The organism is Planococcus koreensis, from assembly GCF_004761975.1.
GTDB classification, from domain to species: domain Bacteria; phylum Bacillota; class Bacilli; order Bacillales_A; family Planococcaceae; genus Planococcus; species Planococcus koreensis.
On record NZ_RQII01000045.1, the window covers coordinates 1 to 23,548 of the forward strand.

Annotated in this window: 16 protein-coding genes, 1 rRNA gene, 1 pseudogene and 2 riboswitches; of the genes and pseudogenes, 2 read left to right on the forward strand and 16 right to left on the reverse strand. The window is 46.4% G+C overall.

What is annotated here, in order from left to right; genetic code table 11:
• The 9 genes and pseudogenes from EGV91_RS10580 to ilvD form a co-directional block, all read right to left on the reverse strand.
• Window positions 1-253: ribosomal RNA gene (locus EGV91_RS10580) — 16S ribosomal RNA — on the reverse strand; the annotation flags it as partial.
• Window positions 254-937: 684 nt separating this feature from the next.
• A complete protein-coding gene (locus tag EGV91_RS10585) occupies window positions 938-2,275 on the reverse strand; it encodes an NCS2 family permease (RefSeq protein WP_135503534.1) in 1,338 nt (445 codons plus the stop codon).
• Window positions 2,276-2,396: 121 nt separating this feature from the next.
• Window positions 2,397-2,498: riboswitch (purine riboswitch) on the reverse strand.
• Between the two features lie 125 nt (window positions 2,499-2,623).
• A pseudogene (guaA, locus tag EGV91_RS10590) lies at window positions 2,624-4,161 on the reverse strand (glutamine-hydrolyzing GMP synthase).
• A gap of 126 nt (window positions 4,162-4,287) precedes the next feature.
• Window positions 4,288-4,389: riboswitch (purine riboswitch) on the reverse strand.
• Window positions 4,390-4,421: 32 nt separating this feature from the next.
• Window positions 4,422-6,608: a transglutaminase domain-containing protein gene (locus EGV91_RS10595; RefSeq protein ID WP_135503536.1), complete on the reverse strand. Its 2,187-nt coding sequence runs from the start codon at window positions 6,606-6,608 to the stop codon at window positions 4,422-4,424.
• Window positions 6,605-7,819 (reverse strand): DUF58 domain-containing protein, encoded by a 1,215-nt coding sequence (locus EGV91_RS10600; RefSeq protein ID WP_135503538.1) that lies wholly within the window; start codon window positions 7,817-7,819, stop codon window positions 6,605-6,607. Before EGV91_RS10600 ends, EGV91_RS10595 begins: the two co-directional genes overlap by 4 nt.
• Window positions 7,816-8,766, reverse strand: a complete 951-nt coding sequence (locus tag EGV91_RS10605; protein WP_135503540.1) for an AAA family ATPase — start codon at window positions 8,764-8,766, stop codon at window positions 7,816-7,818. The genes EGV91_RS10600 and EGV91_RS10605 overlap by 4 nt, the downstream gene beginning before the upstream one ends.
• A 223-nt stretch (window positions 8,767-8,989) precedes the next feature.
• Window positions 8,990-9,817: an ammonia-dependent NAD(+) synthetase gene (gene nadE, locus EGV91_RS10610; protein WP_135503542.1), complete on the reverse strand. Its 828-nt coding sequence runs from the start codon at window positions 9,815-9,817 to the stop codon at window positions 8,990-8,992.
• A 15-nt stretch (window positions 9,818-9,832) separates the two neighbouring features.
• Window positions 9,833-11,302, reverse strand: a complete 1,470-nt coding sequence (locus EGV91_RS10615) for a nicotinate phosphoribosyltransferase (protein ID WP_135503544.1) — start codon at window positions 11,300-11,302, stop codon at window positions 9,833-9,835.
• A 423-nt stretch (window positions 11,303-11,725) separates the two neighbouring features.
• On the reverse strand, window positions 11,726-13,447 hold the full coding sequence (ilvD, locus tag EGV91_RS10620) for a dihydroxy-acid dehydratase (protein WP_135503546.1): 1,722 nt from the start codon (window positions 13,445-13,447) through the stop codon (window positions 11,726-11,728).
• A gap of 260 nt (window positions 13,448-13,707) precedes the next feature.
• Here ilvD and EGV91_RS10625 point away from each other — a divergent pair, with 260 nt between their 5' ends.
• The gene (locus EGV91_RS10625) at window positions 13,708-14,208 is read left to right on the forward strand and encodes a GNAT family N-acetyltransferase (RefSeq protein ID WP_135503548.1); all 501 of its coding nucleotides are present in this window, start codon (window positions 13,708-13,710) and stop codon (window positions 14,206-14,208) included.
• Window positions 14,209-14,258: 50 nt separating this feature from the next.
• Here the strand turns inward: EGV91_RS10625 and EGV91_RS10630 are convergent, their stop codons facing one another.
• The 5 genes from EGV91_RS10630 to EGV91_RS10645 all read right to left on the reverse strand — a co-directional run bounded on the left by EGV91_RS10630 (window position 14,259) and on the right by EGV91_RS10645 (window position 21,055).
• Window positions 14,259-17,426 (reverse strand): bifunctional diguanylate cyclase/phosphodiesterase, encoded by a 3,168-nt coding sequence (locus EGV91_RS10630; RefSeq protein WP_135503550.1) that lies wholly within the window; start codon window positions 17,424-17,426, stop codon window positions 14,259-14,261.
• Between the two features lie 119 nt (window positions 17,427-17,545).
• Complete coding sequence (locus tag EGV91_RS10635) at window positions 17,546-18,211, reverse strand: GNAT family N-acetyltransferase (RefSeq protein WP_135503552.1); 666 nt, start codon at window positions 18,209-18,211, stop codon at window positions 17,546-17,548.
• Window positions 18,212-18,311: 100 nt separating this feature from the next.
• Window positions 18,312-18,467 carry a hypothetical protein gene (locus EGV91_RS17135; RefSeq protein WP_158290602.1) on the reverse strand — a complete coding sequence of 52 codons (156 nt, stop codon included), beginning with the start codon at window positions 18,465-18,467 and terminating at the stop codon, window positions 18,312-18,314.
• A complete protein-coding gene (locus EGV91_RS10640) occupies window positions 18,464-19,702 on the reverse strand; it encodes a helix-turn-helix domain-containing protein (protein WP_135503554.1) in 1,239 nt (412 codons plus the stop codon). Before EGV91_RS10640 ends, EGV91_RS17135 begins: the two co-directional genes overlap by 4 nt.
• Before the next feature lie 90 nt (window positions 19,703-19,792).
• Entirely contained in the window at window positions 19,793-21,055 is a 1,263-nt protein-coding gene (locus tag EGV91_RS10645; protein ID WP_135503556.1) for a S8 family peptidase, read from the reverse strand.
• Window positions 21,056-21,471: 416 nt separating this feature from the next.
• Between EGV91_RS10645 and EGV91_RS10650 the strand changes: the two genes are divergently transcribed.
• Window positions 21,472-22,395, forward strand: coding sequence for a PhzF family phenazine biosynthesis protein (locus EGV91_RS10650; RefSeq protein ID WP_135503558.1), 924 nt, complete (start codon window positions 21,472-21,474; stop codon window positions 22,393-22,395).
• A 49-nt stretch (window positions 22,396-22,444) separates the two neighbouring features.
• Here EGV91_RS10650 and EGV91_RS10655 read toward each other — a convergent pair whose 3' ends face one another.
• On the reverse strand, window positions 22,445-22,885 hold the full coding sequence (locus tag EGV91_RS10655) for a HEAT repeat domain-containing protein (protein WP_421958248.1): 441 nt from the start codon (window positions 22,883-22,885) through the stop codon (window positions 22,445-22,447).
• A gap of 308 nt (window positions 22,886-23,193) precedes the next feature.
• The gene (locus EGV91_RS10660; protein ID WP_135503562.1) at window positions 23,194-23,430 is read right to left on the reverse strand and encodes a hypothetical protein; all 237 of its coding nucleotides are present in this window, start codon (window positions 23,428-23,430) and stop codon (window positions 23,194-23,196) included.
• Window positions 23,431-23,548 lie beyond the last annotated feature (118 nt).

Genomic DNA, 23,548 nt, shown 5'->3' on the forward strand with positions numbered 1-23,548 from the left:
CTAATGCGCCGCGGGCCCATCCTGCAGTGACAGCCGAAACCGTCTTTCCGTTTTGCCCCAGGAGGGGCAAAAAACTATTCGGTATTAGCACCGGTTTCCCGGAGTTATCCCGATCTGCAGGGCAGGTTGCCCACGTGTTACTCACCCGTCCGCCGCTAAACGAAGGGAGCAAGCTCCCGACGTTCCGCTCGACTTGCATGTATTAGGCATGCCGCCAGCGTTCGTCCTGAGCCAGGATCAAACTCTCCATTATAGAGTAGTGTTGATTGCTCAATACTGCTGGCGCATCGCCGTCCGAAGACGCACGATTCGCTTTTGATCTGCATGATGCTGATCAGTAGTTTTTGCGCGGGCCGTTTTGCGCGGCCGTTGCGTGTTGTTGACGTTTTGCTGTTCAGTTTTCAAGGTTCATTGTGTGCCGTTCTTAACAGCAACTTTATTAATATACCTCATAGCATTTCAGATGTCAACATTTTTCTCAACTGCTTTATCTGGTTGTTTTGAGGACAGTTACTAATATATCAAGTTACTTGTTTTAAGTCAACACATTTGGAGAAAAAAATAGAACTGAATAAAATACTATTAAATTATCCACATTTTTATTATAACCGAATTTTCAATTAAAACAATAGCAAAGTTTGTGACATTTTTGAAAGGATTTTTTTCCTTTACATTCTAACACCTGGTTGCCGGATCCCCTCTTGCCTTTCAGCCTCTAGACAATCCACCCCCAGCACCTCCAGTAGACATCTCCTGAATCGACTTTCTTCTATATATAAAACGCACCCCTTCCAACACGCATGTTGAATGCTGCCACAGGAAGGCGAACTTCCCGGTGCGTGCGACAGCCAACTGGGATCCCCCCTTCTACATTGAAACCCCGAATGCGCCAAACGGCAAAAAAATCCCGCCAAAACCATTGGCGGGATTTTTCTATTTAAACCAGGAAGATAAAATACAATATGAAGATCACGAATAATCCGTACATGATTGGATGAACTTGCTTTCCTTTGCCCGCAGCAATCATTGTAATCGGGTAAAAGATAAAGCCGATCGCGATTCCTGTTGCGATGCTGTAGCCAAGAGGCATGGCAATCATCGTCAGAAATGCCGGGACTGCAATTTCGAATTTCGTCCAATCAATTTTGCCAAGTGCAGAAACCATCAGCACACCGACAATGATCAAAGCCGGCGCAGTTACTGCGCTTGTGATAACTTCCAATAAAGGATAGAACAAAATTGAAACCAGGAACAATATTCCTGTTACTACAGAAGCGAATCCTGAACGCGCGCCTGCAGCCACCCCTGAAGTGGATTCAATGTAAGAAGTCGTTGTAGAAGTACCGAAAATCGCTCCAGCAACTGTTGCAACCGCATCAGCCAAAAGCGCTTTTCCTGCACGCGGCAATTTATTGTCTTTCGTCATCAATCCCGCTTGGTTGGCTACTGCCACCAAAGTACCGGCTGTATCGAAGAAATCCACGAACAAGAACGTAAGAACAACTACCAGGAATTGAATTGTCATCAATGAGCCCGGATCGTTAAAGATCGGCTCTAACGCGACACCGAATGTCGGCGCCATGCTTGGCACCTGGCCGATGATTGCAGACGGCAGTTCGACGATGCTAAAAATCATGCCGACTACTGCCGCAATCAACATACCGAAAAAGATTCCGCCTTTAATGCCACGGACCATGAAGATTACTGTGACCACCAAACCGAAAATCGCCAGCAACGTCGATGAGTTCGTCAAATCGCCAAGCCCGACCATCGTATCCGGATCGCCGACGATGATGCCGGCATTTTGAAGACCGATGAACGTGATGTACAATCCGATCCCCGCTCCAACCGCATATTTCAATTCAGCGGGAATCGCATTGATGATGCGCTCGCGCAACCCGGACAATGAAAGAATGATAAAGAATAATCCAGAAAACAATACACCGGTCAAAGCTGTCTGCCAAGGAATGCCGTAAGTCAAGATGACTGTGTAAGCGAAGAACGCATTCAGCCCCATACCCGGAGCAAGCGCAATCGGATACCTAGCCACAAACCCCATCATCAAGCTTCCTACTGCCGCAGCTAATGCGGTCGCCATGAATACCGCGCCATAATCCATGCGCAATGCATCTGGCAGATCTGTTACTGAGCTGAGTGTCAGCGTCAGCGGGTTTACCACTAAAATATAGGCCATCGCTAAAAATGTCGTTAAACCGCCGATAATTTCCTGGCGATAATTCGTGCCTAATTCTTCAAACTGAAAATACTTCTTCAATGTAATTTCCTCCGCGTGTCGCCGCAATAATGCTGAAAAACAGAAAAACGCATACAGCGGTGTGCCGTATGCGTTCGATTTACCCCTCCAAAGCAAATAAATCCAGAGAGGGCCCGGCTTCCTGAAGCCGGACAAAAATCGTAGTCGAGTCATTTACGGTAACTCGGTAGAAACTTTCGGGCCATATCCCCGACATTATACGACAACGTTATTTAATTTCTATCGTAGAATAACACGTTTCTTTTTAATTAACAAGACCAAACACGAACATTGATCGGTTTTTTTATTTTATAGTTCGTGAAATATTCAAAAAGCTGAAACACCTTTAAAGGTGCTCCAGCTTATGTTTTATTCCCACTCGATTGTTGCAGGTGGCTTGCTCGTAATGTCGTACAATACTCGGTTAATATGGTCGACTTCATTGACGAGGCGGACACTGATTTTCTCCAGTACGTCCCAAGGGATGCGCGCCCAGTCGGATGTCATGCCATCAATCGATGTAACGGCACGGATGCCGATCGCGTAATCGTATGTGCGGGCATCGCCCATCACGCCTACGCTGCGGATATCCGGAAGGACTGTGAAGTATTGCCAGATGTCCCGGTCTAATCCCGCTTTGCTGATTTCGTCGCGCAGAATCCAATCCGACTCACGGACGATTTCAAGCTTTTCTTCTGTAACTGCACCCATGATGCGAATTCCCAAGCCGGGCCCGGGAACGGTTGGCGCCAAACGATTTCATCCGGCATGCCAAGCTCTGTGCCTAGTGCGCGGACTTCGTCTTTAAACAATGTATTCAACGGTTCAATCAGTTTAAACTGCATGTCGTCTGGCAATCCGCCTACATTATGATGCGATTTAATGGTTTGTGCCGTTGTCGTGCCGCTTTCGATAATGTCTGTGTAAAGCGTGCCTTGGGCAAGGAAATCCATGCCTTCGAGCTTAGAGGCTTCATCGTCAAAGACATAGATGAACTCGTTGCCGATAATTTTGCGTTTCGTTTCAGGATCTGAAACGCCCGCGAGTTTGTTCATGAAGCGTTCTTGCGCGTCGATTTTGATGACGTTCATATTGAATCCGTCCGCAAAAGTCTTCATGACGCTCTCCGCTTCACCTTTGCGCAGCAAACCATGATCGACAAACATACACGTCAACTGGTCGCCGATCGCTCTGTGGATCAAAACTGCCACTACTGACGAATCAACGCCGCCGCTCAGTGCGCAAAGCACTTTCTTGTCGCCGACTTCTTCGCGGATTTTTTCGATTTCAAGGTCGATAAAGTTTTCCATTGACCATTCATCCGCCATGCCGCAAACGTCATAGACGAATTGGCGCAGAACTTCATTTCCATAAATGGAATGGCGCACTTCAGGGTGGAATTGCACGCCGTAGAATCCGCGCGACTCATCCGACATTGCAGCAATCGGGCATCCTGCGCTTGTGCCTGTCACTTCAAATCCAGGCGGAGCTGCAGTTACCAGGTCACCGTGGCTCATCCAGACAATCTGTTCTTTTGGAAGATCTTTAAAAATCGTGCTTTCTTTTACAAGTTGAAGTTCAGCTTTGCCGTATTCACGGTTTTGGGCTTTTTCAACATTGCCTTTTAAATGCAGCGCCATCAGCTGCATGCCGTAGCAAATCCCCAAAATCGGCAGTCCCATTTCAAAAATAGCAGGATCGATTGAAAACGCGTTTTTATCATAGACCGAATTCGGTCCACCTGAGAAAATGATGCCGGCAGCATTCATTTCTTTGATTTCTTCCGCTGTAATCGTATGCGGATGCAACTCACTATAAACTCCGATTTCACGAATACGCCGTGTAATCAATTGGTTGTACTGGCTTCCGAAATCCAAAACCACTACTTTCTTCTGTTCTTTCAACATCGGGCTGACTGGCACACTCTTCACCTCTTCTATTCAATTCAAGGCCTCAAAATAGCAAAAGAACGCGAAAACTAGTCCTCGCGTTCTTCTGCTCTACATCAAAAAGGCGAATGCACATGTCTGAACGCATGCGTCATCCGCCTTCATAGTCAAGTCATTTCCGGGGACTTGGTAGAGACATCCGGTCCATATCACCAGACATATATGAGGGCACCTGTAACTTATAATTTTCTCAATTGTACAAGGTAGCACTCCCAAAATCAACCGCTTGTCTGTTTGATTAAATTTTCCCAACTTTCTTTCAGCTCTTGCCATTGGACGGTTTCATCTTTGCCGCCGTAGACAGACCGTTCATATGCCTGCGTCAATTTCGTCATATCATGGGTTCCGAAGAACGAATCGATATATGAAGCGTATGACTTCAAGGTCTGCCCTTCGCGCCTTTTAATGCCGTACAAATCCAATTGCTTCAACAAGCGCAAATATGCTTTTTCGAAAGTTGACGCGTTATTCCCGCGTGTACGGTAATACGGAATGAGCACTGCAGGCAGCCATTTTTGCCGCATCTTAAACAGAATCAAAGCTGCTGCCGTAATCCCCGCCAAAGACCACAGGATCGCTTTCCGGTGTTCTTCCGTATACTGTTCGAATCGGCTCCATAGGGATGGGCCGCTGTCTGCAGCATCCGCTGCCGCTTCTTCTTCCTCAGCTGCCAGCGGGTCCGGGCGCTCCGGCATGACGGGATCTTCCAATTCATCCGTTTCGGTTTCAACATCGAAATCGATTGCCGATGCGCCTGTAAAGCCGATTGTCGGTTCAAACAACATCCAACCGACGCCAGGCATATATGCTTCAACCCATGAATGGGCGTTATTATTGGTGATTTGATAAATTTCTTCTTCGCCATTCTGATCTACTAATTCACCTTCATTGAAACCCTTGACCCAGCGAGCGGGTATATCAAGCGAACGGAGCATGACGACCATTGATGTTGAAAAATTATCGCAATAACCCGTCTTCGTGTCGAATAAAAACTGGTCAACATAATCTTGATCTTCTTCAGGCACCGGGATATCCTCTTGGCTGTATTCAAAGCCCGCTGTGCTGAAATAGCGTTCAATAGCACGGGTTTTTGCATATATATTGTCAGCGTCCGCCGTTATTTCAGCGGCAAGGTCCCGGACGCGCTGCGGCAATTCCGCCGGCAACTGTTTAAAGCGGTCAAATTCTGCAGGCAGCTCCGCCAAATCTTCATCACTAGCCGCCTGAAGCGCGGTTAAGCTGTATAACGGTTCACTATAGGCAACCTCATATACATCAGGTTCGATTTCAGCGCCTTCTATATATGTTTCAATGCGCTGGTCTGCTGAATCGTATTGATAATCGACATTTTGATCCATCAGAATCGACTCGGTGCCATAAGGATAAAGTACAAATGGGAAAGATTGTTCCATCGATACCAAAGCATTGTCCCGCAAAGCGGGTTCACCCGGCTGGAAATCAGTCGAAATAAAATCCCCATTGCCGTATAAGAAGGAATCACCGACGTTTTCGGTCAACTCCCACCCTTTTGTTGTATAGATGTCTTTGGATTCAACTTTCCAGTATTGTCCGTTCGCGACTGTTGCTTTGAAAACAGGCGTATCATCCCCTATAAAAGACCCCCCAAGCTGGGAATCATCCACCCCATAACCGATGCGCCCGACTTCTCCGCCTGGACCACTTCCGGCCTGATCAGAAAAAGAAGTGATGTACGGCACAGGATCCGGCCAAATCGGGTCCGATTTCGGCAAATAAAGAGCAAACGCGGCTGCCGCTGAAACCATCAGCACCAACGGAATTATGTACGCCGCGATTTTATTGCCGCTAAGTTCGATATGGTGGCGCTCAAGCCATCTCGCCAAATGAAGCAGACCAGCCAGTAGAAGGCCAATGACCATGATTCGGATGATGGCAGTATTTCCTGTGTAAGGGCTAAACGTATCCAATACCGCGATAAAGACAACCGTCAGCAAATAGAACAGGAAAATGCTGAGCCGGTAGCTGACCCAGTAATGGATGAGGTAGACGGCCATCCATAACAAGGCGAAAAATAGCACGGTCCTGAAAATATCGGTGGTGCCGGCCCAATCCTGAGAGAGCAATGCAGAAAAGTCATTTGTAAAATTATCCCATAAAAATCGAATTGCATCTCCTGTGAAAAAAACTTCATCGGTATAGACGTAAACCGCAAACCATAGGACATAAAGCGTTTTGACTGTACCGGAAATCCACCAAGGCACTTGCAGCAAGGCCATAATCAGCGACATGCCGATAAAAATCAAGAACAGGTTTTTATGCCCTGTTTCTGTCAATGCAATCACAGGAGTCAGCCATTCCGCCAGCAGGAAAAAGACCAAAATATACAGGGCTGCCATGAACCATTTGTTTTTTCGGATGGAAGTCATTTATCCTTCACCTCCATAAAGACCGAGGAGAAGTTTTCAGGCGACACCCATTTGACGGCAAAGCCTTTCGAGCGTGCGAATTGGAATGCTTGTTCATCTTCTCGCGACGGCCTCTCCCCTTTTTTCATGACCACCAGGCACATACAGGCATTTAAATTTTTAACATTGCGTTGGATGACTTTAACCATATCCATCGTCAGCTTGCTTGTTACATACAGCAGACTTGATGACTGGATTTTCAGCAAATCGCGCCCAACTGCTTCTTCTGCAGGATTTTCAAGGTCTGGCTGCACTTTCGCCAGGAAATACATGACCCGGTGAAGATGTTCTTCCGTCTGGATGACTGGAAACGAATTGCGGGTCGCGCCCACAGACAAATAGGCGACGCTCGATTTCGACTCTACAATCGATTGAAGTATAGACGCCACCAATTCTACTTGAAGCTCGAATTTATCCGTCTTCCGACGGTCATCCAACAAAAACAAATCTTGCGACTGGCGATCTTCGAATTCTTTTGTCTGCATTGTTTGGGTCCGTGCGAATGATTTCCAGTGGATCCACGAAACGCGGTCGCCCGGCCGGTAGTCGCGGACACCTGTCGCCATTGTTGTATCTTTCACTAACGTGAAAGGCGCAGCCATGGCTCCTTGGTCGTACCTCGATTCCATAGGGCGGTAAACGATTTCAGTCGTATTCGGATATACCAGTACTTTCTGCTGAAGCGGTATCAATTTCGACTTTCGCACCCATCCGAAGAAATCCGAAACTTCCACCTTCACCCCTTCCAGCACGTGCTCGCCGCGGGGCATATCCTGAATTTCATAGCTCCAAGACATGCCGGTAGAAAACCCGGGCACCAGCATTTTCTGAGTGCCGCCTGCAGTTCGGGCATTCAGTGCCGGGGAATGCGTTTGTTCTGTCAATACGGTATACAACAGCGGAAACCGCATATTCCGCTGTACTTTGATAGTCGCTAAGAACGGCGAACCTTTGCGCACCTGCGGCGTATGGATTTCCCGGCTCAACTCCATGTCCTGGAGCGGATAAACGGCGAGCAGCAAGGAGTAAAGCGCAAAAGGCAGCGCCATATAAAAAATGAACCAGCTGACAAAGCCGCCTTGGAACATGGCGAAAGCGAAAGTGAAAATCAGGATAAACAGCACAAATAGGAGCCGTCCCCATAGATTCACGAATGAGGCCGTTTTTTTCATTGGCCAACAAGCCTTTGGACTGGCACTCGTGTTTTCGCTAAGATACGGTCCGTGATTTCATCAGTCGTGATGCCGTCATAACGCGCTTCGGAGCGCAGCATGATGCGATGGCCGAAGACGAATTTCGCCAAATATTGTACATCGTCCGGAGTTACATAATCGCGGCCTTTTAACATGGCATAGGCCTGCGAAGCTTTCATCAAAGCGATCGAACCGCGTGGGCTTACGCCCAAATAGACATACGGGTCATTCCGCGTCTGCCTGGTCAATTCCACAATATAACTTCTGATTGTTTCATCAACATTGATCTTTTTCACTTCTTCTTGCAGCTCCAAAACTTCTTGGAGTGAAATGACTTCTTCTAAATCTTCGATTGGCGAGGAAAGCTGCGCGCGGCTGAGCACTTCCATTTCTTCTTTCGGCGACGGGTAGCCCATTTTAACCTTTAAAAGGAAACGGTCAAGCTGCGCTTCCGGAAGTGGATAAGTGCCTTCGTATTCTATCGGGTTTTGGGTGGCCATAACAAAGAAAGGTTTTGGAATAGGCATGGTTACGCCATCAATGGTCACAGAAGCTTCTTCCATCGCCTCAAGAAGTGAGGATTGCGTTTTTGGGGATGTTCGGTTAATCTCGTCAGCCAAAATGATATTGCCCATAATCGGGCCTGGCCTAAAATGGAATTCCATATCCTTCGGGTTGTAGATGGATACGCCAATCACATCGGACGGGAGCAAGTCAGGAGTAAACTGGATTCTTTTGAATTCGGCGCCTACTGATTTTGCGAGCGCTCTCACCAGCATTGTTTTGCCAACGCCCGGCACATCTTCCAGCAGAACATGGCCATGGGACAACATTGCCACCATGCTCAATTCAGCAATATCGCGTTTTCCGATAATCACTTTTTCGATATTATCAATAACTGCATTTAAACGATCTTTTGACTTCATCCTGATTCCCCCAATATATAGTGCGTCAAATTTTTTAAATTGTCCAAAACTTATTTCAAGCATAACGAATTCGCAGGAATTTCTCAACTTTCCGTAACTTTAGCATTGTTTTTATCCGTAGAAATGAACGTCCCATGACAAGCCGCTGCTTACGGACTCTTTTCGCTGAAATCAAAAACAGGACAAGGCGCGGAATCCGCAGCTTGTCCTGTCTCTGTCCAGTTTATTTCCAAAAATCATCAAAAACCGTAATTGGCAAATGGCGTTTATGCTGCGAACGCAAGTAATAGCCTTCCAGTTTTTCTTGCGCATCCGCTGGAATTTTCTTGCCTTCAAGGTAGTCGTCAATCATGTCGTAGGTGATGCCTAATGCCACTTCATCCGGAATCGCCGGACGGTCTTCTTCGAGATCCGCAGTAGGAATCTTCATATAGAGGTGCTCCGGACTGCCAAGTTCTTTCAGCATTGCGCGGCCCTGGCGCTTGTTCAATCGGAACAACGGCGTGAGGTCGGCTGCCCCATCTCCGAATTTCGTATAGAATCCGGTCACCGCCTCAGCTGCATGGTCGGTGCCGAGCACCACCGCTTTATGGGACCCTGCAATCGCAAACTGCACTTTCATCCGTTCACGCGCCTTCTCATTGCCTTTAACGAAGTCGGTCAATTCAACGCCGACTTCTTCCAGCGCTTTATCGCTCGCATCTACCGCTTCTTTGATGTTCACCGTATAAATCTTTGTCGGTTTGATAAAGTCGATTGCGTCTTGCGCGTCATGTTCATCAAATTGCGTGCCATAAGGCAAGCGCAATGCATAGAACGTGTATTTGCCTGCTTCAGTTTCCCCGTTGAGCTCATCAACCGCCATTTGGGCTAACTTGCCCGCAAGCGTTGAATCCTGCCCGCCGGAAATCCCCAGCACAAATCCGGTCAAGAAGGGATGCTTGATCAAGTATTGTTTTAAGAAATCAATCGTCAGGCGTATTTCTTCCTGTGTATCGATGGCGGGCTTCACTTTCAATTCTTTAATGATCTGCTGCTGCAAATTCGGCATGAATCTTCCTCCTTATTATTTCCCAGCCATTTGCTGGATGGCATCTTTCACTTCTTGGATATTGCGCATTTTATTGTCCCAGCATTTCTGGCTCAAATCGACCGGATATTCTTCCGGATTCAGTGACCGTTTGTATTCATCCCATAAGAGGTTCAGGCTGCTGGAAGCGTATGCCTGAATTTGAGGCAAAGGCGGATTTTCATAAACCACTTCACCAGCCTTGATCACTTGTTGATGAAGATTGACAGCCTCAAAATTCGACACGAACTTCGAGACATATGTATGAACCGGATGGAACATTTTCAAATGGTCTTCTTTGGCCGGTTCTTCATCATGCATCGTGATATAATCACCTTCTGATTTCCCATTTTCCCTATCTATAATGCGGTAAACGTTTTTCAAGCCCGGCGTCGTCACTTTTTCAGCATTGCCAGAGATCTTGATCGTGTCTTCCATTGTCCCATGGTCGTTTTCTATCGCCACAAGTTTATAGACTGCGCCAAGAGCCGGCTGATCGTAGGCGGTGATCAGCTTTGTGCCAATGCCCCACGAATCCACGCGCGCTCCCTGCGCTTTCAAATTAAGGATGGTGTATTCATCCAAATCGTTTGAGACAACGATTTCAGTATCCGTAAATCCAGCCTCATCCAGCATTTTCCGTGCTTCTTTCGACAGGAATGCGATATCACCGCTGTCCAGGCGGATGCCGATGAAATTGATTTTATCGCCTAATTCTTTCGCAACCCGGATGGCAGTAGGTACGCCGGATTTAATCGTGTCATAAGTATCAACCAGGAAAACACAGTCTTTATGGCGTTTTGCATAGGAATGAAACGCTTCGTATTCATCTTTATAAGCTTGTACCATCGAATGCGCGTGCGTTCCGGCAACCGGAATTCCGAATTTCTTGCCGGCCCGAACATTGCTGGTCGCTTCCAAACCGCCAATAAAAGCTGCACGGGTCCCCCAGATCGCCGCATCCATTTCCTGGGCGCGCCGTGTTCCGAATTCCATGACCCGTTCCTTTTTCACAATCTGCTTGATGCGGCTCGCTTTGGTGGCAATCAAGGTTTGATAATTTACGATATTCAAAAGCGCTGTTTCAATAAGCTGCGCTTCTACCAATGGTGCTTCGATCCGCAACAATGGTTCATTTTGAAAAACGGTTTCGCCTTCAACAACCGAATAGACATCGCCAGTAAAACGTACCGTTCTCAAGTAGTCAAGAAAATCATCTTTGTAGCCGACTTCTTCTTTTAAATAAGCCAAATCGCTTTCCGAAAACTTGAACTCCCTTAAATAATCGAGCACTCGCTCCAATCCCGCGAAAACTGCGTAGCCATTGCCGAATGGCAGTTTTCTAAAAAACAACTCGAATACCGCTTTCCGTTCATGCATTCCATCCGCCCAATAGGATTCCGTCATATTAATCTGGTACAAATCCGTATGTAAGGCCAAGCTGTCGTCTGCATATGTATTGCGCATAAAAATCTCCTTCTTCCACATTAAATAATTTCTCTAATTATACCCTAAAGAAAACAATTCAAAAACGAAATGCCCAGGAAAGAAATAAGTTGACACGGAATGTTCTCTATGCAATAATAGTCAAGTTAACATATAGGTAACTGGTAATTTTGATAATCTGGCATTCTACGATAATGTTTTTGAGAATACTTATTCACACTGGCGCGATTAAAGGATCGCAAGGACGTAAAAGAAGGCAGGGTTTACGTTGCTTAAGTTAGAAAGCCCCAGTGGAACAATGACCGCGGCACAGAAAGTTAAACCTTTCAATGGAAATGATTCCCCGTTTTTAACGGGTTGAAAAATTGAGTCAAAACTTATAGATGTTACCTTAAACAAACAAAGGGCAGCCCTCACATTGAGGGCTGCCCTTTTCCAATTGTTTCAGCTTTTTAAAACGAGTGTTTCTTCCGGTGCTGTTTGTTCACGGTTTAAATAATCCGTTACTGCTCCTTTTGAAGAGCAAGAAACATTATGTGCGTATTTGCCGAGCACCCCTTTTTTATAAAGCGGCGGCGCAGTCCATTCCCTGCGGCGCTGTGCCAGTTCTTCTGCCGGTACATCCATCGAGATTTCCTGCAATACAGAATCGATCGTGACGATGTCGCCTTCTTTGAGAAGCGCAATCGGTCCGCCAGTTTGTGCTTCAGGCGCAATATGACCCACCACTAGACCGTGCGTACCTCCGGAGAAGCGGCCGTCTGTCAGCAATGCCACTTTTTCATCCATTCCTTTTCCGACGAGAATTGCCGAGATCGACAGCATTTCCGGCATTCCCGGTCCGCCTTTTGGTCCTACGTAGCGGATGACCAGTACATCACCGTCGTTTATTTCATTGGCCATAACAGCCGCTGTCGCTTCTTTCTCCGTGTTAAAGACTCGGGCAGGACCGCTGTGCCGCGTGACTTTGACGCCAGACATTTTCGCAACTGCGCCGCTTGGCGACAAATTCCCTTTCAGGACGATCAATGGCCCGTCTTTGCGTTTCGGGTTGTCGAAAGGCATGATGACCACTTGCCCTTTCAGTAAATCAGGTGCCTCTGCCAAATTCTCTGCCAAGGTTTTCCCAGTGACCGTCATACAGCCGCCGTGAAGATAACCCGCTTTCCAAAGAACCTTCATCACTGCCTGCACGCCGCCTACGCGGTGCAGATCCTGCATGACGTATTTTCCGCTTGGCTTCAAGTCCGCAATATGCGGAACTGTTTTCTGGATGCGGTCAAAATCATCCATCGTCAAGTCGATTTCCGCTGCATGCGCGATTGCCAGCAAATGCAAAATCGCATTGGTTGAGCCGCCAAGGGCCTGCACGACGGTTATGGCGTTTTCAAACGATTCTTTTGTCATGATGTCTTTTGGATAAATGCCTTTTTCAAGCAGATTGTATACGGCTGCCCCTGCTGCTTTGCAATCCGCTTGTTTGACGCTTGACTCTGCCGGATTCGAAGAACTGCCCGGCAAACTCATTCCCATTGCTTCTGCAGCAGATGCCATCGTGTTCGCTGTGTACATGCCGCCGCAAGAACCTGCTCCTGGACATGCCCCGCATTCGATTTTGCGCAATGAATCATCGTTGATATCGCCGTTATTATGCTGGCCGACGCCTTCAAATACAGAAACGATATCGATATCCTGGCCGTTATAATTACCCGGAGCAATCGTTCCTCCGTATGCGAAAACAGCTGGCACGCCAGAATTTGCAATCGCAATCAAGCAGCCGGGTATATTTTTGTCACAGCCTCCGATTGCTACCAGCCCATCCAGACTTTCAGCCCCGACAACCGTTTCAATAGAATCCGCGATCAAATCACGGCTCGGCAATGAATACCGCATGCCTTCCGTGCCCATCGAAATACCATCCGATACCGTAATTGTATTAAATACTAACGGCACTCCTCCTGCTTCTCTCGCACCACTTTTCGCGCTGACCGCCAAGTCGTGGATATGTATATTGCAGGGCGTCACTTCGCTCCAGGTGCTGGCTACCCCGATCATCGGTTTCTTGAAATCTTCATCCGTAACACCGACTGCCCGGAGCATTGCCCGGTTCGGCGCTTTCATCGCTCCGTCGAATACTTTACTGTTTATGCGCAAATCTTTTTTCATCAGACATCTTTCCTTTCTTTTGTATCATTATAGAGAAATATTTACTCAATTCAATGAATTTTAAATATTTTATTTAATATTTTTTAATTATTCGAAAAAACGTCCCTATTTTTCCTTAGCTTATCGCTTAATATTTTTTTCTTTAAGGACCGGATGCTATACTGAAAGCACATCAATTTTCTTCCTTATTTTAGTGATGATGAGTCGGCAAGAACGCCGCAATGCGGCTGGATAATTTATTGGGATCGGAGATGGTTTGGATGCAGATCCGGGAAGCGCATGAAGATGAATACGAATTTATAAAATGGCAAAGGCTGGCTTCTTATAGCCCTTTTGAACAGCTGATCCCTGCCCCGCATTGGGAGTTGCTAAAAAACACCTTATTGTCCGATACTTTTAAAGGCCCAGGAGTTCGCGTTTTTATTGCGGAAAGCAACGGCGCTATCGTTGGCAGCATCGTATTGTTCCCAGCGGAATCGAAAGCTTATGAATGGGATGAAAGAGCGCTGCAGCATCCTGAAATCCGGATGCTGGCAGTGGAACCAGCCCAGCGTTCCCAAGGAGCAGGCAAGGCGCTCGTCAGCCATTGCATCCAGCAAGCGAAAGCGGACGGCGCTCCATTTGTCGGCCTGCATACGGCAGACTTTATGGCAAACGCCATAAAATTATACACAAGCTTCGGCTTCGAGCGGGTTCCGTCATTGGACTTTATGCCGCTTGATGATGGGATCATCGTCAAAGCTTTCAAGCTGAATTTATAGATAAAAAAGGAAAAAGGTTTCGGCGAAGTGCCGAAACCTTTTTCCTTTTTTTACCGCTGCTGGCTCCACACTTTTTCTTGCTGCCACTCTTTCTCGAATTGCTCCGGCAAAGCGGGTTTGCTGAAATAATAGCCTTGTCCAGTGACATTGAATGACTTCAGCAATTCCATTTGTTCTTTGGTTTCGATTCCTTCCGCAACAACCTCGGTTTGAAGGTTTTTGCCTACTTGGATGATGGCGGAGAGAATCGCTAAATTGCGGTGGTTGCCGATAATGTCGTCAATCAGCGATTTATCGATTTTAAGTGTATCAATGCTGATGTTCTTGATGACTGTCAACGACGAGAAGCCGGCGCCAAAATCGTCTATCGCTATCTTAATTCCCAGCTTTCTGAGCTCTTCCATTAATTGTGATGCCTCTTCGACGTCAAACATGACGCTTTCCGTGATTTCAATTTCGAAAAAGCGGGTATCCACCTGATGCTTTTTCAAAATGCCATCCACTTTGCGGCTGAAGTTCGGGTCCCGGAACTGGCGGGCGGATGCATTGACAGACACTTTGATTAAGGGGAATCCGAGCCGCTCCCATTCTTTCAGCTGTCTGCATGCTTCATCAAGGACCCATTCGCCGATTGGCAAAATGAGCCCGGTCTCTTCAGCTATCGGAATGAATTCATTCGGCTGAACCATGCCGAACGGCGATTGCCAGCGCAATAACGCCTCCAGGCCGACCAAGCGATTTGATTGAAGATCGATTTGCGGCTGGTAATACAATAGGAATTCTCCATTATCGATCGCTTTTCTCAAAGCATTTTCAATTTGGAATTTCCTTGTCGCTTTTTCATTTAAATCGTCTGTGTAGAACTGATAGTTGTTCTTGCCTTTTTCTTTCGCCGAATACAGTGCAAAGTCCGCTTGGCGAATCAGCATCCCGGCATCACAAGTACAGTTCGACTGGAAGCTGATGCCGATGCTGATGGTCACGACCAAGTCGTGATCCATGAGAATGACCGGCCGGTTCATTTCTTTAATGATTTTTCGGCTGAGGCGCTCTAAGTAATTCTCATCCGCATCTTCAAGCACGACGATGAATTCGTCGCCTCCATGCCGTGACAGGCGGTCTGAAGGGCGCAGACAATTTTTAATGCGCTCCGATACGTGCTGCAAAAAAAGGTCGCCGCCGTGATGGCCCAATAAATCATTGACACCTTTAAAATCATCAAAATCAATAATCACTACAGCAAGTGAGCGGTTAAGCTGCTGTGCGCGCTCGGCTGTTTTCGATAAGTTTTCGTAGAACCAATGCCTGTTCGGCAACCCGGTCAATTGATCGGTAAATGCCAAATCGTTCACTTTTTTCTCAATGCGCTTTTTCTCCGTGACATCTCTGGCAATCGAAAAAGCCCCTTCGACTCGGCCTTGGCGCGTCATAGGCACGACATTGACATCCACTTCAATTTGCTTGCCGAATTTATCGACCAGCTTTTGCTCCGACCGGAGAGACTTGCCGTTTTTTGTCAATGTGAACGTTTGTTGTACTTCTTGAAGGTTTTCAGCAATGAGCGCAGGAAAAGCCATTGCATGCAATTCTTGTTTAGTGTAGCCAGTCAATTTTTCCGCATTGTGGTTGACGTTGGTAAAATTCCCGTCCATGTCAAGCTCAAATACGGCGTCCAGATTCTGTTCAAACAGCGAACGGTATTTTTCTTCGTTTTCTTCTAAGAGCCGGATTGCTTTCTTTTCTTTCGAAATGTTTTTCGCGATGCCGAAAACGCCGATGATTTCATTGTCGACGATTATCGGCAGGTTTGTAATATGGAATGGTACAGAATCTCCAGTGCGGTGAATCCCGACGAGTTCGTAATTTCGCGGCGTTCCCTTCAAAGCCAGTTCGAAATTCCGAATTGTCTCCGGCAGGAATTCCGGCTTCACAATTTCATGGAAAGTGAGGCTCCCAAACTCCGCTCTCGTGTAGCCCAGCATGTCCACCAACGCCTGATTGACATTCAGCATCTTCCCTCGTGCATCCATTGAATAAACACCCTCGGGATTATGCAGGAAAAGCGACTGGTAGCGTTGTTCGCTTTCTTCCAATTTGCGCCGCACTCTTTGCTGTTCTGTGATATTGCGCAAAATCAGCTGAATGGAGGGGTTCCCTTCAAATTCCATCCGCGCGCCTCGTATTTCAACTTCCAGCGCCTTGCCTCCAGGAACGACAAGTTTCTGTTCAATCGGAGTCTCATCTTCGCCTGATATCATACTGCTGATGCGCTGTTTAATCGCTTCCCGGTTTTCTTTCGGAACAAAATCAAGAACGCGTTTCCCAACCAGGTCAAGCTCTGTTTGCGCATTTACTAAGTTTAGGCAGGCCTGATTGACAAAAGTAATGTCGCCGTCACTCTGGACAACAATCGGTTCTGGCGATAGTTCTACCAATCTTCGGAATCGCTCCTCGCTTTCTTTCAACGTCTCTTGTAATTGTTTTTCACTGGCAAGAGACCGATAATCCAACACCGCAAAAAACACGGCTAAAAAGATCATGAATAAAATCATTGTCAGCACGAACAGCAAGAGGGAATAATCCGCGTAATTCAACGCCCTTCCCTCAGTCTGCAGCTCCATCATCGATCCACTAGTGGAACTATAATGCATCACTGCAACCGAGAGGCCCAAAACCACTGCACTGATCGATTTTCGGGCAATCGATTTTTTGCTATAAGCTGCAAGGATGAAAAGCCGTGTAGCCAATGAAGAAAAAACGAACGCCATTATCAGAGACAACGCTGTATTCAATAGGTTGATCTGGAAATCCATCTGCTCTCTGACAGCAAGAACAGCAATGTAGTGCCCTAAAAAAATGCCTGCACCTAAGAGCAGGCTGCTGAAAACACTTTTCCATTTGCTCTCATTTTTAAAGTACAAAAAATAGAAAGCGCCGTAAGCTCCAAGAATCGAAGCCGCAAGCGACCCACCCAATATGAGGGGGTTATAACTTATCCTGATAGTGGGATTGGAAGCCGCCATTCCAGTGAAATGCATCGTAAATATCCCAACTCCAACCGCCCATGCCGCAAAGATGGTCAATGTTCTTTTCTGGACGCGGTTTGCGCCATTTATCTTTTGCGTTAAGACCAATGCTATATAAGATGAGATGATGGCGGTAAAAACAGATAAAATTACTAAAAACGGACTGAAAAATTCAAACAATACTGACTTCATCTCCTACTTTGTCTTTATTAATATAGATTATTATACCTTAAATAAAATGTGGAAGAACAAAGAATTAATATATACGAAGAACAAGTATTGCGGAACAGCGGGATGCTGCTTTTACAGAATCATGGATTGAACGGATTTTTCCATTCCATCAAAGCTGCATAATTCAAAGAATCTGCGTCTTCCAAGTAATCGCTGATGACGCAGACAGGAGTCCTGCCGCAGCGCAGCAAAAAGGAGACGACTGGGTCTTTGAGTTCGCCAGATACCACAGCCTCTAAGTACGCTTCGGGTGAAAGTTCATATGAATGCTTGAAATACCCCGGCATCCTGCCGCCGCCAAGGACTCGTTCGAGCCCATCATGGACGGCTCGCTCATAATAGGACTGCATCAACAATCTTCCAAGGTCCATTTTCCGGTAACCGGGACTGACACAGATATCAGCGATGTATAGCGTGTTGCCAGTCGGATTGTGATTCGTTATGGAGCCGCCAGCTGTCGCCTCGCTCCAGCTATGATGTGGAGAAGCGGAATCAAAATCTGTCAGCAGACCTGTAATAGATCCGGCCATCTCCCCCTCCACCTCTACGCATAACGCACCTTCTGGATAATGCTTTACATGGTTTGCCAATTGCTCTTTGCTCCACCACAACTCTTCAGGAAACGGCGGCGGGAAACTTGCACGCTGAATGCCGATCAATGCGTCAAAATCCCGTTCTGTATAAGGGCGCACTACCGCTTTCACCGGCTTGCCGCTTTGAATAACATATTGCTCTTTGCGGTACATATTCATTCCTCCCAGCTTTTCTGCCTTTTCCCCTATTATATAGAAACCATTAAAAAACCTCCCGGCTGATTGCGCCGGGAGGTTCGATTTGCTGCGTTCCTTATAAAGGAGGCAAGATGACCGGTACTGCCATCGGCTTAGCTTCAGCCTGTGATGCAGTTGCCGCTTTAACTTCTGTTTCTTCCAATTGACCGATAGCGCCCACCAAAACTGCAGCGATAACTGCAGCGGCAGCAATTTTTTTGCCCATTTTCATAAAAGTTCTCCTCCATTGCGATTATAGTATGAGCGGTAGAAATTCGCTTTTTCCCACTCTTTTTGCTGCTGGTAATAGTTTACTAAATCAGCAGCAATTTTCTTACTTTCTTTTATATAACCATTTTTTCTGAAAAATGGAAACATTATTACTTCACAATAGGACATTAGGTCTGGTTGGGAAAAGTTTCGTTTTTCGAAGTAGTTGCAGTATATTTCTACTTGTTCGTCAGGGCTTTGCTCTAGCAATGAACGCACTTCCGCAATCAAATGGGAAGCATCGATCCCCGATTCGATGGCCGCTTCGATTTTGCTCAATAACACGGCTTTATAAAAATACGAATCCTCTGGCAGACTGTTTTTCAAATCGCGCAGAAAGTCGTAGGCTTTTCCATATTCGCCTGTCTCTTTCAGCAATTCAATATAATTATAAGAAGTTTGGTGGAATAACTCTGTCTGTCCGGTAAGGCGCGCATTGCGCTGTAACACTTCATAAAGGCCGTTTGCCTGAACATGCAGATTGCGCCGCGTGTAATTGATGGCCAATAGCAGCTGGGCATGCATGAGCCGAATGTAATTATGATGGAGCTGGTAAAATTGGACGGCCAGTTCCGCGTAATAAGCCGACACCTCGAAGCGGTCCAGCACGATCATCAACCGTGCTTTCTGGTAATAATACTCCCCCTCGAATTTTTGCGGGATGCTTTGGATGCCTTGGTCAAGCAGTTCGAGGCAGTCGAGAGATTGTTCCGTTTTATTGAGCATTGAGTAATAAACCGATAAGAAGAATTTATACAGCCACTTTTCCGGTGCCGAAAAAGAACCTGTCAGCCGCTCCAGCATGTTCTTCTGCCGCTCTGCTTGCGGCTGGTCGATTTCATAAATATAATAACGGAATTTATACAGCTCATATTGGTTGACCAATTCAGTGGATTGGATATAATCGTTCTCCATTTTCAATTGATAATAAAGTTTTCGCATATTCTCCAAGTCATAATGCAGCGACGAATCGATAAATTCACCAAGCTGCCTTTCGAGCCTCTTATGCCGTTCCACTTCTTTTTGCCAGTGCACGCCCATCTTCGCCAACAATGCTTCAATCGTTGATTCATGCGGTACGTAAGCATTCGATTCGATTTTACTCAAATGAGATATTGAACAAATCCCATCCGCTAACTTCAATTGCGTCATGCTATTTTTCGTACGGTAATACTTGATGACGGACCCGATATTCATAAGCTCACCCTTTTAATCCGAATAGTTAAAATTTTACCATAAAAAAACAGTTCCAGCATAATACTGGAACTGTTTAGGACGTTCTATTCTTTAGCGCAAACGTGCAAAACCGAATCCTGAAGCATAGTCATCGCCGTATCCTGCGCCCGATCCTGAAAGGATGTCGTAGTTATAAGCACGGTTCTGCAAATCATTGCGGATTGTCGTATGGCTGACCGTAGGGTTTGCTGCCCAAACTTTCGCTGCTAACCCTGCGATATGCGGTGAAGCCATTGAAGTTCCGCTGATTGTCGAGTAGCCGCCTGTGTACCAAGTTGAGTAGATGGCCGCTCCTGGTGCAGAAACTTCCACATCCCCTTTTTGGATTACATAGTCGCCGTCTGTCGAGCTATAGCCGCGTGAAGAGAAATCCGCTACGCGGTACGTGCCGTTCTGGATGACATTTTCAAGAGCTGCTACAGCAACTGCATTTTGCAAAGCGCCCGGGTAGCCGATTGATCCTTGGTAAGGGCCTGAGTTTCCAGCTGCTGCAATGATCAACACGCCTTTGCCGTATGCGTAGTTCACTGCGTTCGTAATCAAGCTACTTTCAGCTGATGAACCAAGTGACATATTGATGACCACTTTTGTGTTTAAAGAAGTTGCCTGATCGGCAGCGTGGCGGATGGCATTCGCGATGTCATCTGAATAGCCTGAGCCGTCATCGCCCAATACTTTATACGCCCATAGATCAGCAGCAGGCGCTACGCCGTAAACACCAGAACCTGAACCGCCGTCAGCTAACGCTGTTCCGGCAACGTGTGTCCCGTGGCCTTGTCTGTCCACACAAGATCCATTGACGATGCTCGTTCCAATTGTGAAATCTTTGCATTGTTCAACGTTGTTCACAAGATCCGCATGTGTTTTGTTGACGCCTGTATCAAGCACGGCAATGTTGACCCCTGCCCCGCCTGAAGTCTTCGTCAGTGCACTGTCGTTATAAATTGCTTTGATGCCCCAAGGTGTTGATTGCGACGCTGCCATTGCTGCGTAAGCCGCTTCCGGTTTTGATGAAGTTTCTTCAATAGAGAATTCCGGCACTTTTTCAACAGTCAGGTTTTTATTTTTTTGCAAAGCTTCGAATTGCTTGGCATTCATATTAGTAGTGAATCCTTCAGCCTGGAAATCCCAGTGGACGCCGTAACGCTCTTTGGCGTTCTTCAACTCTTTTTGGTTGGCAGAATCGACCAATACCCGGAATTTCTCATTTGTATTCTGTGTGGAGAAGTCTCCATTTGCACTAACGCCCATTGCCGGTACAAGCAATGTCGCCGCTAGCATAACTGATGTCACAAACTTTGCCGATCTTTTCATCGTCCAATCCCCTTTTCCATCAAATAGTTGGCAATTAAAGCCAGAGCGGCGTCCCGCACAATGCTTTCGCGTCTCCACGAATGGGAGAACCTTGCCTCACATCTAACGTTATCAGAGATGAATATTTTCCGTAATTGGGAAAATTCTGCATCATTTATTCATTATTACTATAGAACAAGACCTTCTAACCACTCCTCAAGACCTAAGATTAATTTCAAAGCCAAATTCCGTTGAAAATGCCATGTTTTCTTATTATTTATACGCCTTTCTTACAAAGCGGATTTCGGTAAATAAAAATAATTAACAGAATAGTGCCTCAAATAGACATTTTAGTTTTATAATTAAATGGACTGGATTTAATAATTTGTTTTAGGCTGAATGATTCAATCGGAAGATAAGAAGAACGGAGGCTGGCTATGAAAAGTTTGCATTACACGCTGCTTGATGTTTTTACAGCAAAGCGTTTCGGTGGAAACCAGTTGGCGGTTTTTTACGGAGAAGAGAATTTATCCGCTGACACGATGCAGCAAATTGCCCGTGAATTGAATTTGTCCGAAACGGTTTTTATCTGTCCCCCCAAAGATTCAGGGCACGAAAAGAGCCTTCGCATTTTCACACCGACAGTCGAATTGCCGATTGCTGGACATCCAACAGTCGGAGCTGCATTTGTGATGGCCGACAGGCAGCTCGTCAAAACTCAAGAAGGCAAAAATGAGTGGGTGCTCGAAGAATTGGTCGGCGCAGTCCCGGTGACTGTTTTCGTTGAAGGCGGAAAAGCGGCAAAAGTGGAAATGACTCAGCCGCTCCCGGAGTTCGGCGAAAAATTCACGAAAGCCGGTTTGGTCGCTGATTTGCTTTCCTTGACTTCAAAAGACCTCGACAGCCGTTTTCCGGCTCAGACGGTTTCTTCCGGCCTTCCTTTCCTCTTCATACCGATCCGCTCACTCGATGCCATGCGCAGGATCAATTTCAGGACGGATATCTGGGAACGGCATTTCAGCAAGCATCCGGACACCCAAAACATTTTTGTTTTCACGACCGAAACACATGAAAGGCATTCTACAGTCCATAGCCGTATGTTCGCCCCAGCAATGGGCATTGCGGAAGATCCGGCCACCGGAGCGGCAGGCGGTCCATTGGGCGCCTATTTGGTAGCCTACGGAGCAGTGCCCCATAATTCCAGCGGTATTTATCGGATTCGAAGTGAACAAGGCTTCGAGATGAAACGCCCGAGTTTTATCGACATTACGGTCACCGAATCGGCCGGATCATTCAAGCAAGTGAAAATCGGCGGCATTTCCGTCCTCATGGGCCAAGGCGAAATTCTTTTGCCGGATTAATGCACAATAAAAAACGCTCGCAGCGAATAGCTGCGAGGCGTTTTTGCGTTTATTTTCCTGGAATCGACTTCCAAGTATCTTCCAGCCAGCGGTCGAAGTCATCACCTTTGTCACCTTTATAAGTGTCATAGATGTCGACGCGCATTTTCTGAAGCTTCACTTTGAAATCTTCGTAGCTGTGGTCGCGCGGCAAGCTTTTTTTGATGCGCACTAATACTTTCGACGTGTCTTTGATCAAGTCGAATTTTCTGCGTGGCGGCATTTCAACATCTTCGCCAAGGTCGACCAGTTTTTCAAATGCAGCTTCCTGCACTTGATATACCGGATCGTTTTCCAAACGGTGCAATAAGACGTCGATTGTTTGTTTGTGCTTGTAATTGCCAAGCTCCTCGACTGCAGCCAAGCGTTCTTTCCAGTTCGCTGTGCGGTTTGCGGCTCTTTTCAATTCGGCGTAGTTTTCAGGCAGTTTCGTGTTAAATTGTTGACTCAAAAAATTCAATCTCCTTTTGTTCATTTCCGTTTCGGAAAAGCTTATTAATGTATTGTACCACCATCTGGCCTAAAAAGAAGGCTCTGTGTATGCTTGGTCATGATTTTTCTTGCAATCGAATCAAAGCGGCTAATTTTCGGTCCAGGCTTTTCGGCTCGCGCTGTCCCCCGCAGGAGTCGGATGCCTCCATTCCAAACAGCCGGTAAAAGGGATCAAAAAACATCTGTTTTAACGGGGCTGTTTTGCGGAATATAGGCCTCAGCATGAAAAAAGCCCAAAAAAGAAAAACTTCTGGATATCCAGAAGTTTTACATAACGATGGAATAATCATGGAGCATGTGTTCAATCGCTTCAGCGGCTGTTTCTATGTCCGTGTAAATCGTGTCTTCCTGCGTCTCGATGTGTGTGACTACAATGGAAGTGGAATTGCCTGCAGATTTGGCAGTTAAATAATCTTCGCCATTTTTTGCAAATGTTTGTGTAATACTAACCGTGTTGTAGAAACTGATTGTCTTCAATAGTTCCAGGATAGTGTCGAATTTCAAAGTCGATCCCTGCTTTCTTTTTGGAAATTGACTAAAGAAAGTCTCGTAGAATCCATTAATTCGATGAAGGGCAATCATAACATAATTCAATGAACTTATCAAAAATCGATTGGTGCTG

What these genes read in the sequence shown, in the direction of transcription:
- EGV91_RS10595 (WP_135503536.1), bottom strand. Translation starts at nt 6,608, where the DNA reads ATGACTTCCATCCGAAAAAACAAATGGTTCATGGCAGCCCTGTATATT.
- EGV91_RS10600 (WP_135503538.1), bottom strand. Translation starts at nt 7,819, where the DNA reads ATGAAAAAAACGGCCTCATTCGTGAATCTATGGGGACGGCTCCTATTT.
- EGV91_RS10605 (WP_135503540.1), bottom strand. Translation starts at nt 8,766, where the DNA reads ATGAAGTCAAAAGATCGTTTAAATGCAGTTATTGATAATATCGAAAAA.
- nadE (WP_135503542.1), bottom strand. Translation starts at nt 9,817, where the DNA reads ATGCCGAATTTGCAGCAGCAGATCATTAAAGAATTGAAAGTGAAGCCC.
- EGV91_RS10615 (WP_135503544.1), bottom strand. Translation starts at nt 11,302, where the DNA reads ATGCGCAATACATATGCAGACGACAGCTTGGCCTTACATACGGATTTG.
- ilvD (WP_135503546.1), bottom strand. Translation starts at nt 13,447, where the DNA reads ATGAAAAAAGATTTGCGCATAAACAGTAAAGTATTCGACGGAGCGATG.
- EGV91_RS10625 (WP_135503548.1), top strand. Translation starts at nt 13,708, where the DNA reads ATGCAGATCCGGGAAGCGCATGAAGATGAATACGAATTTATAAAATGG.
- EGV91_RS10630 (WP_135503550.1), bottom strand. Translation starts at nt 17,426, where the DNA reads ATGAAGTCAGTATTGTTTGAATTTTTCAGTCCGTTTTTAGTAATTTTA.
- EGV91_RS10635 (WP_135503552.1), bottom strand. Translation starts at nt 18,211, where the DNA reads ATGTACCGCAAAGAGCAATATGTTATTCAAAGCGGCAAGCCGGTGAAA.
- EGV91_RS17135 (WP_158290602.1), bottom strand. Translation starts at nt 18,467, where the DNA reads ATGAAAATGGGCAAAAAAATTGCTGCCGCTGCAGTTATCGCTGCAGTT.
- EGV91_RS10640 (WP_135503554.1), bottom strand. Translation starts at nt 19,702, where the DNA reads ATGAATATCGGGTCCGTCATCAAGTATTACCGTACGAAAAATAGCATG.
- EGV91_RS10645 (WP_135503556.1), bottom strand. Translation starts at nt 21,055, where the DNA reads ATGAAAAGATCGGCAAAGTTTGTGACATCAGTTATGCTAGCGGCGACA.
- EGV91_RS10650 (WP_135503558.1), top strand. Translation starts at nt 21,472, where the DNA reads ATGAAAAGTTTGCATTACACGCTGCTTGATGTTTTTACAGCAAAGCGT.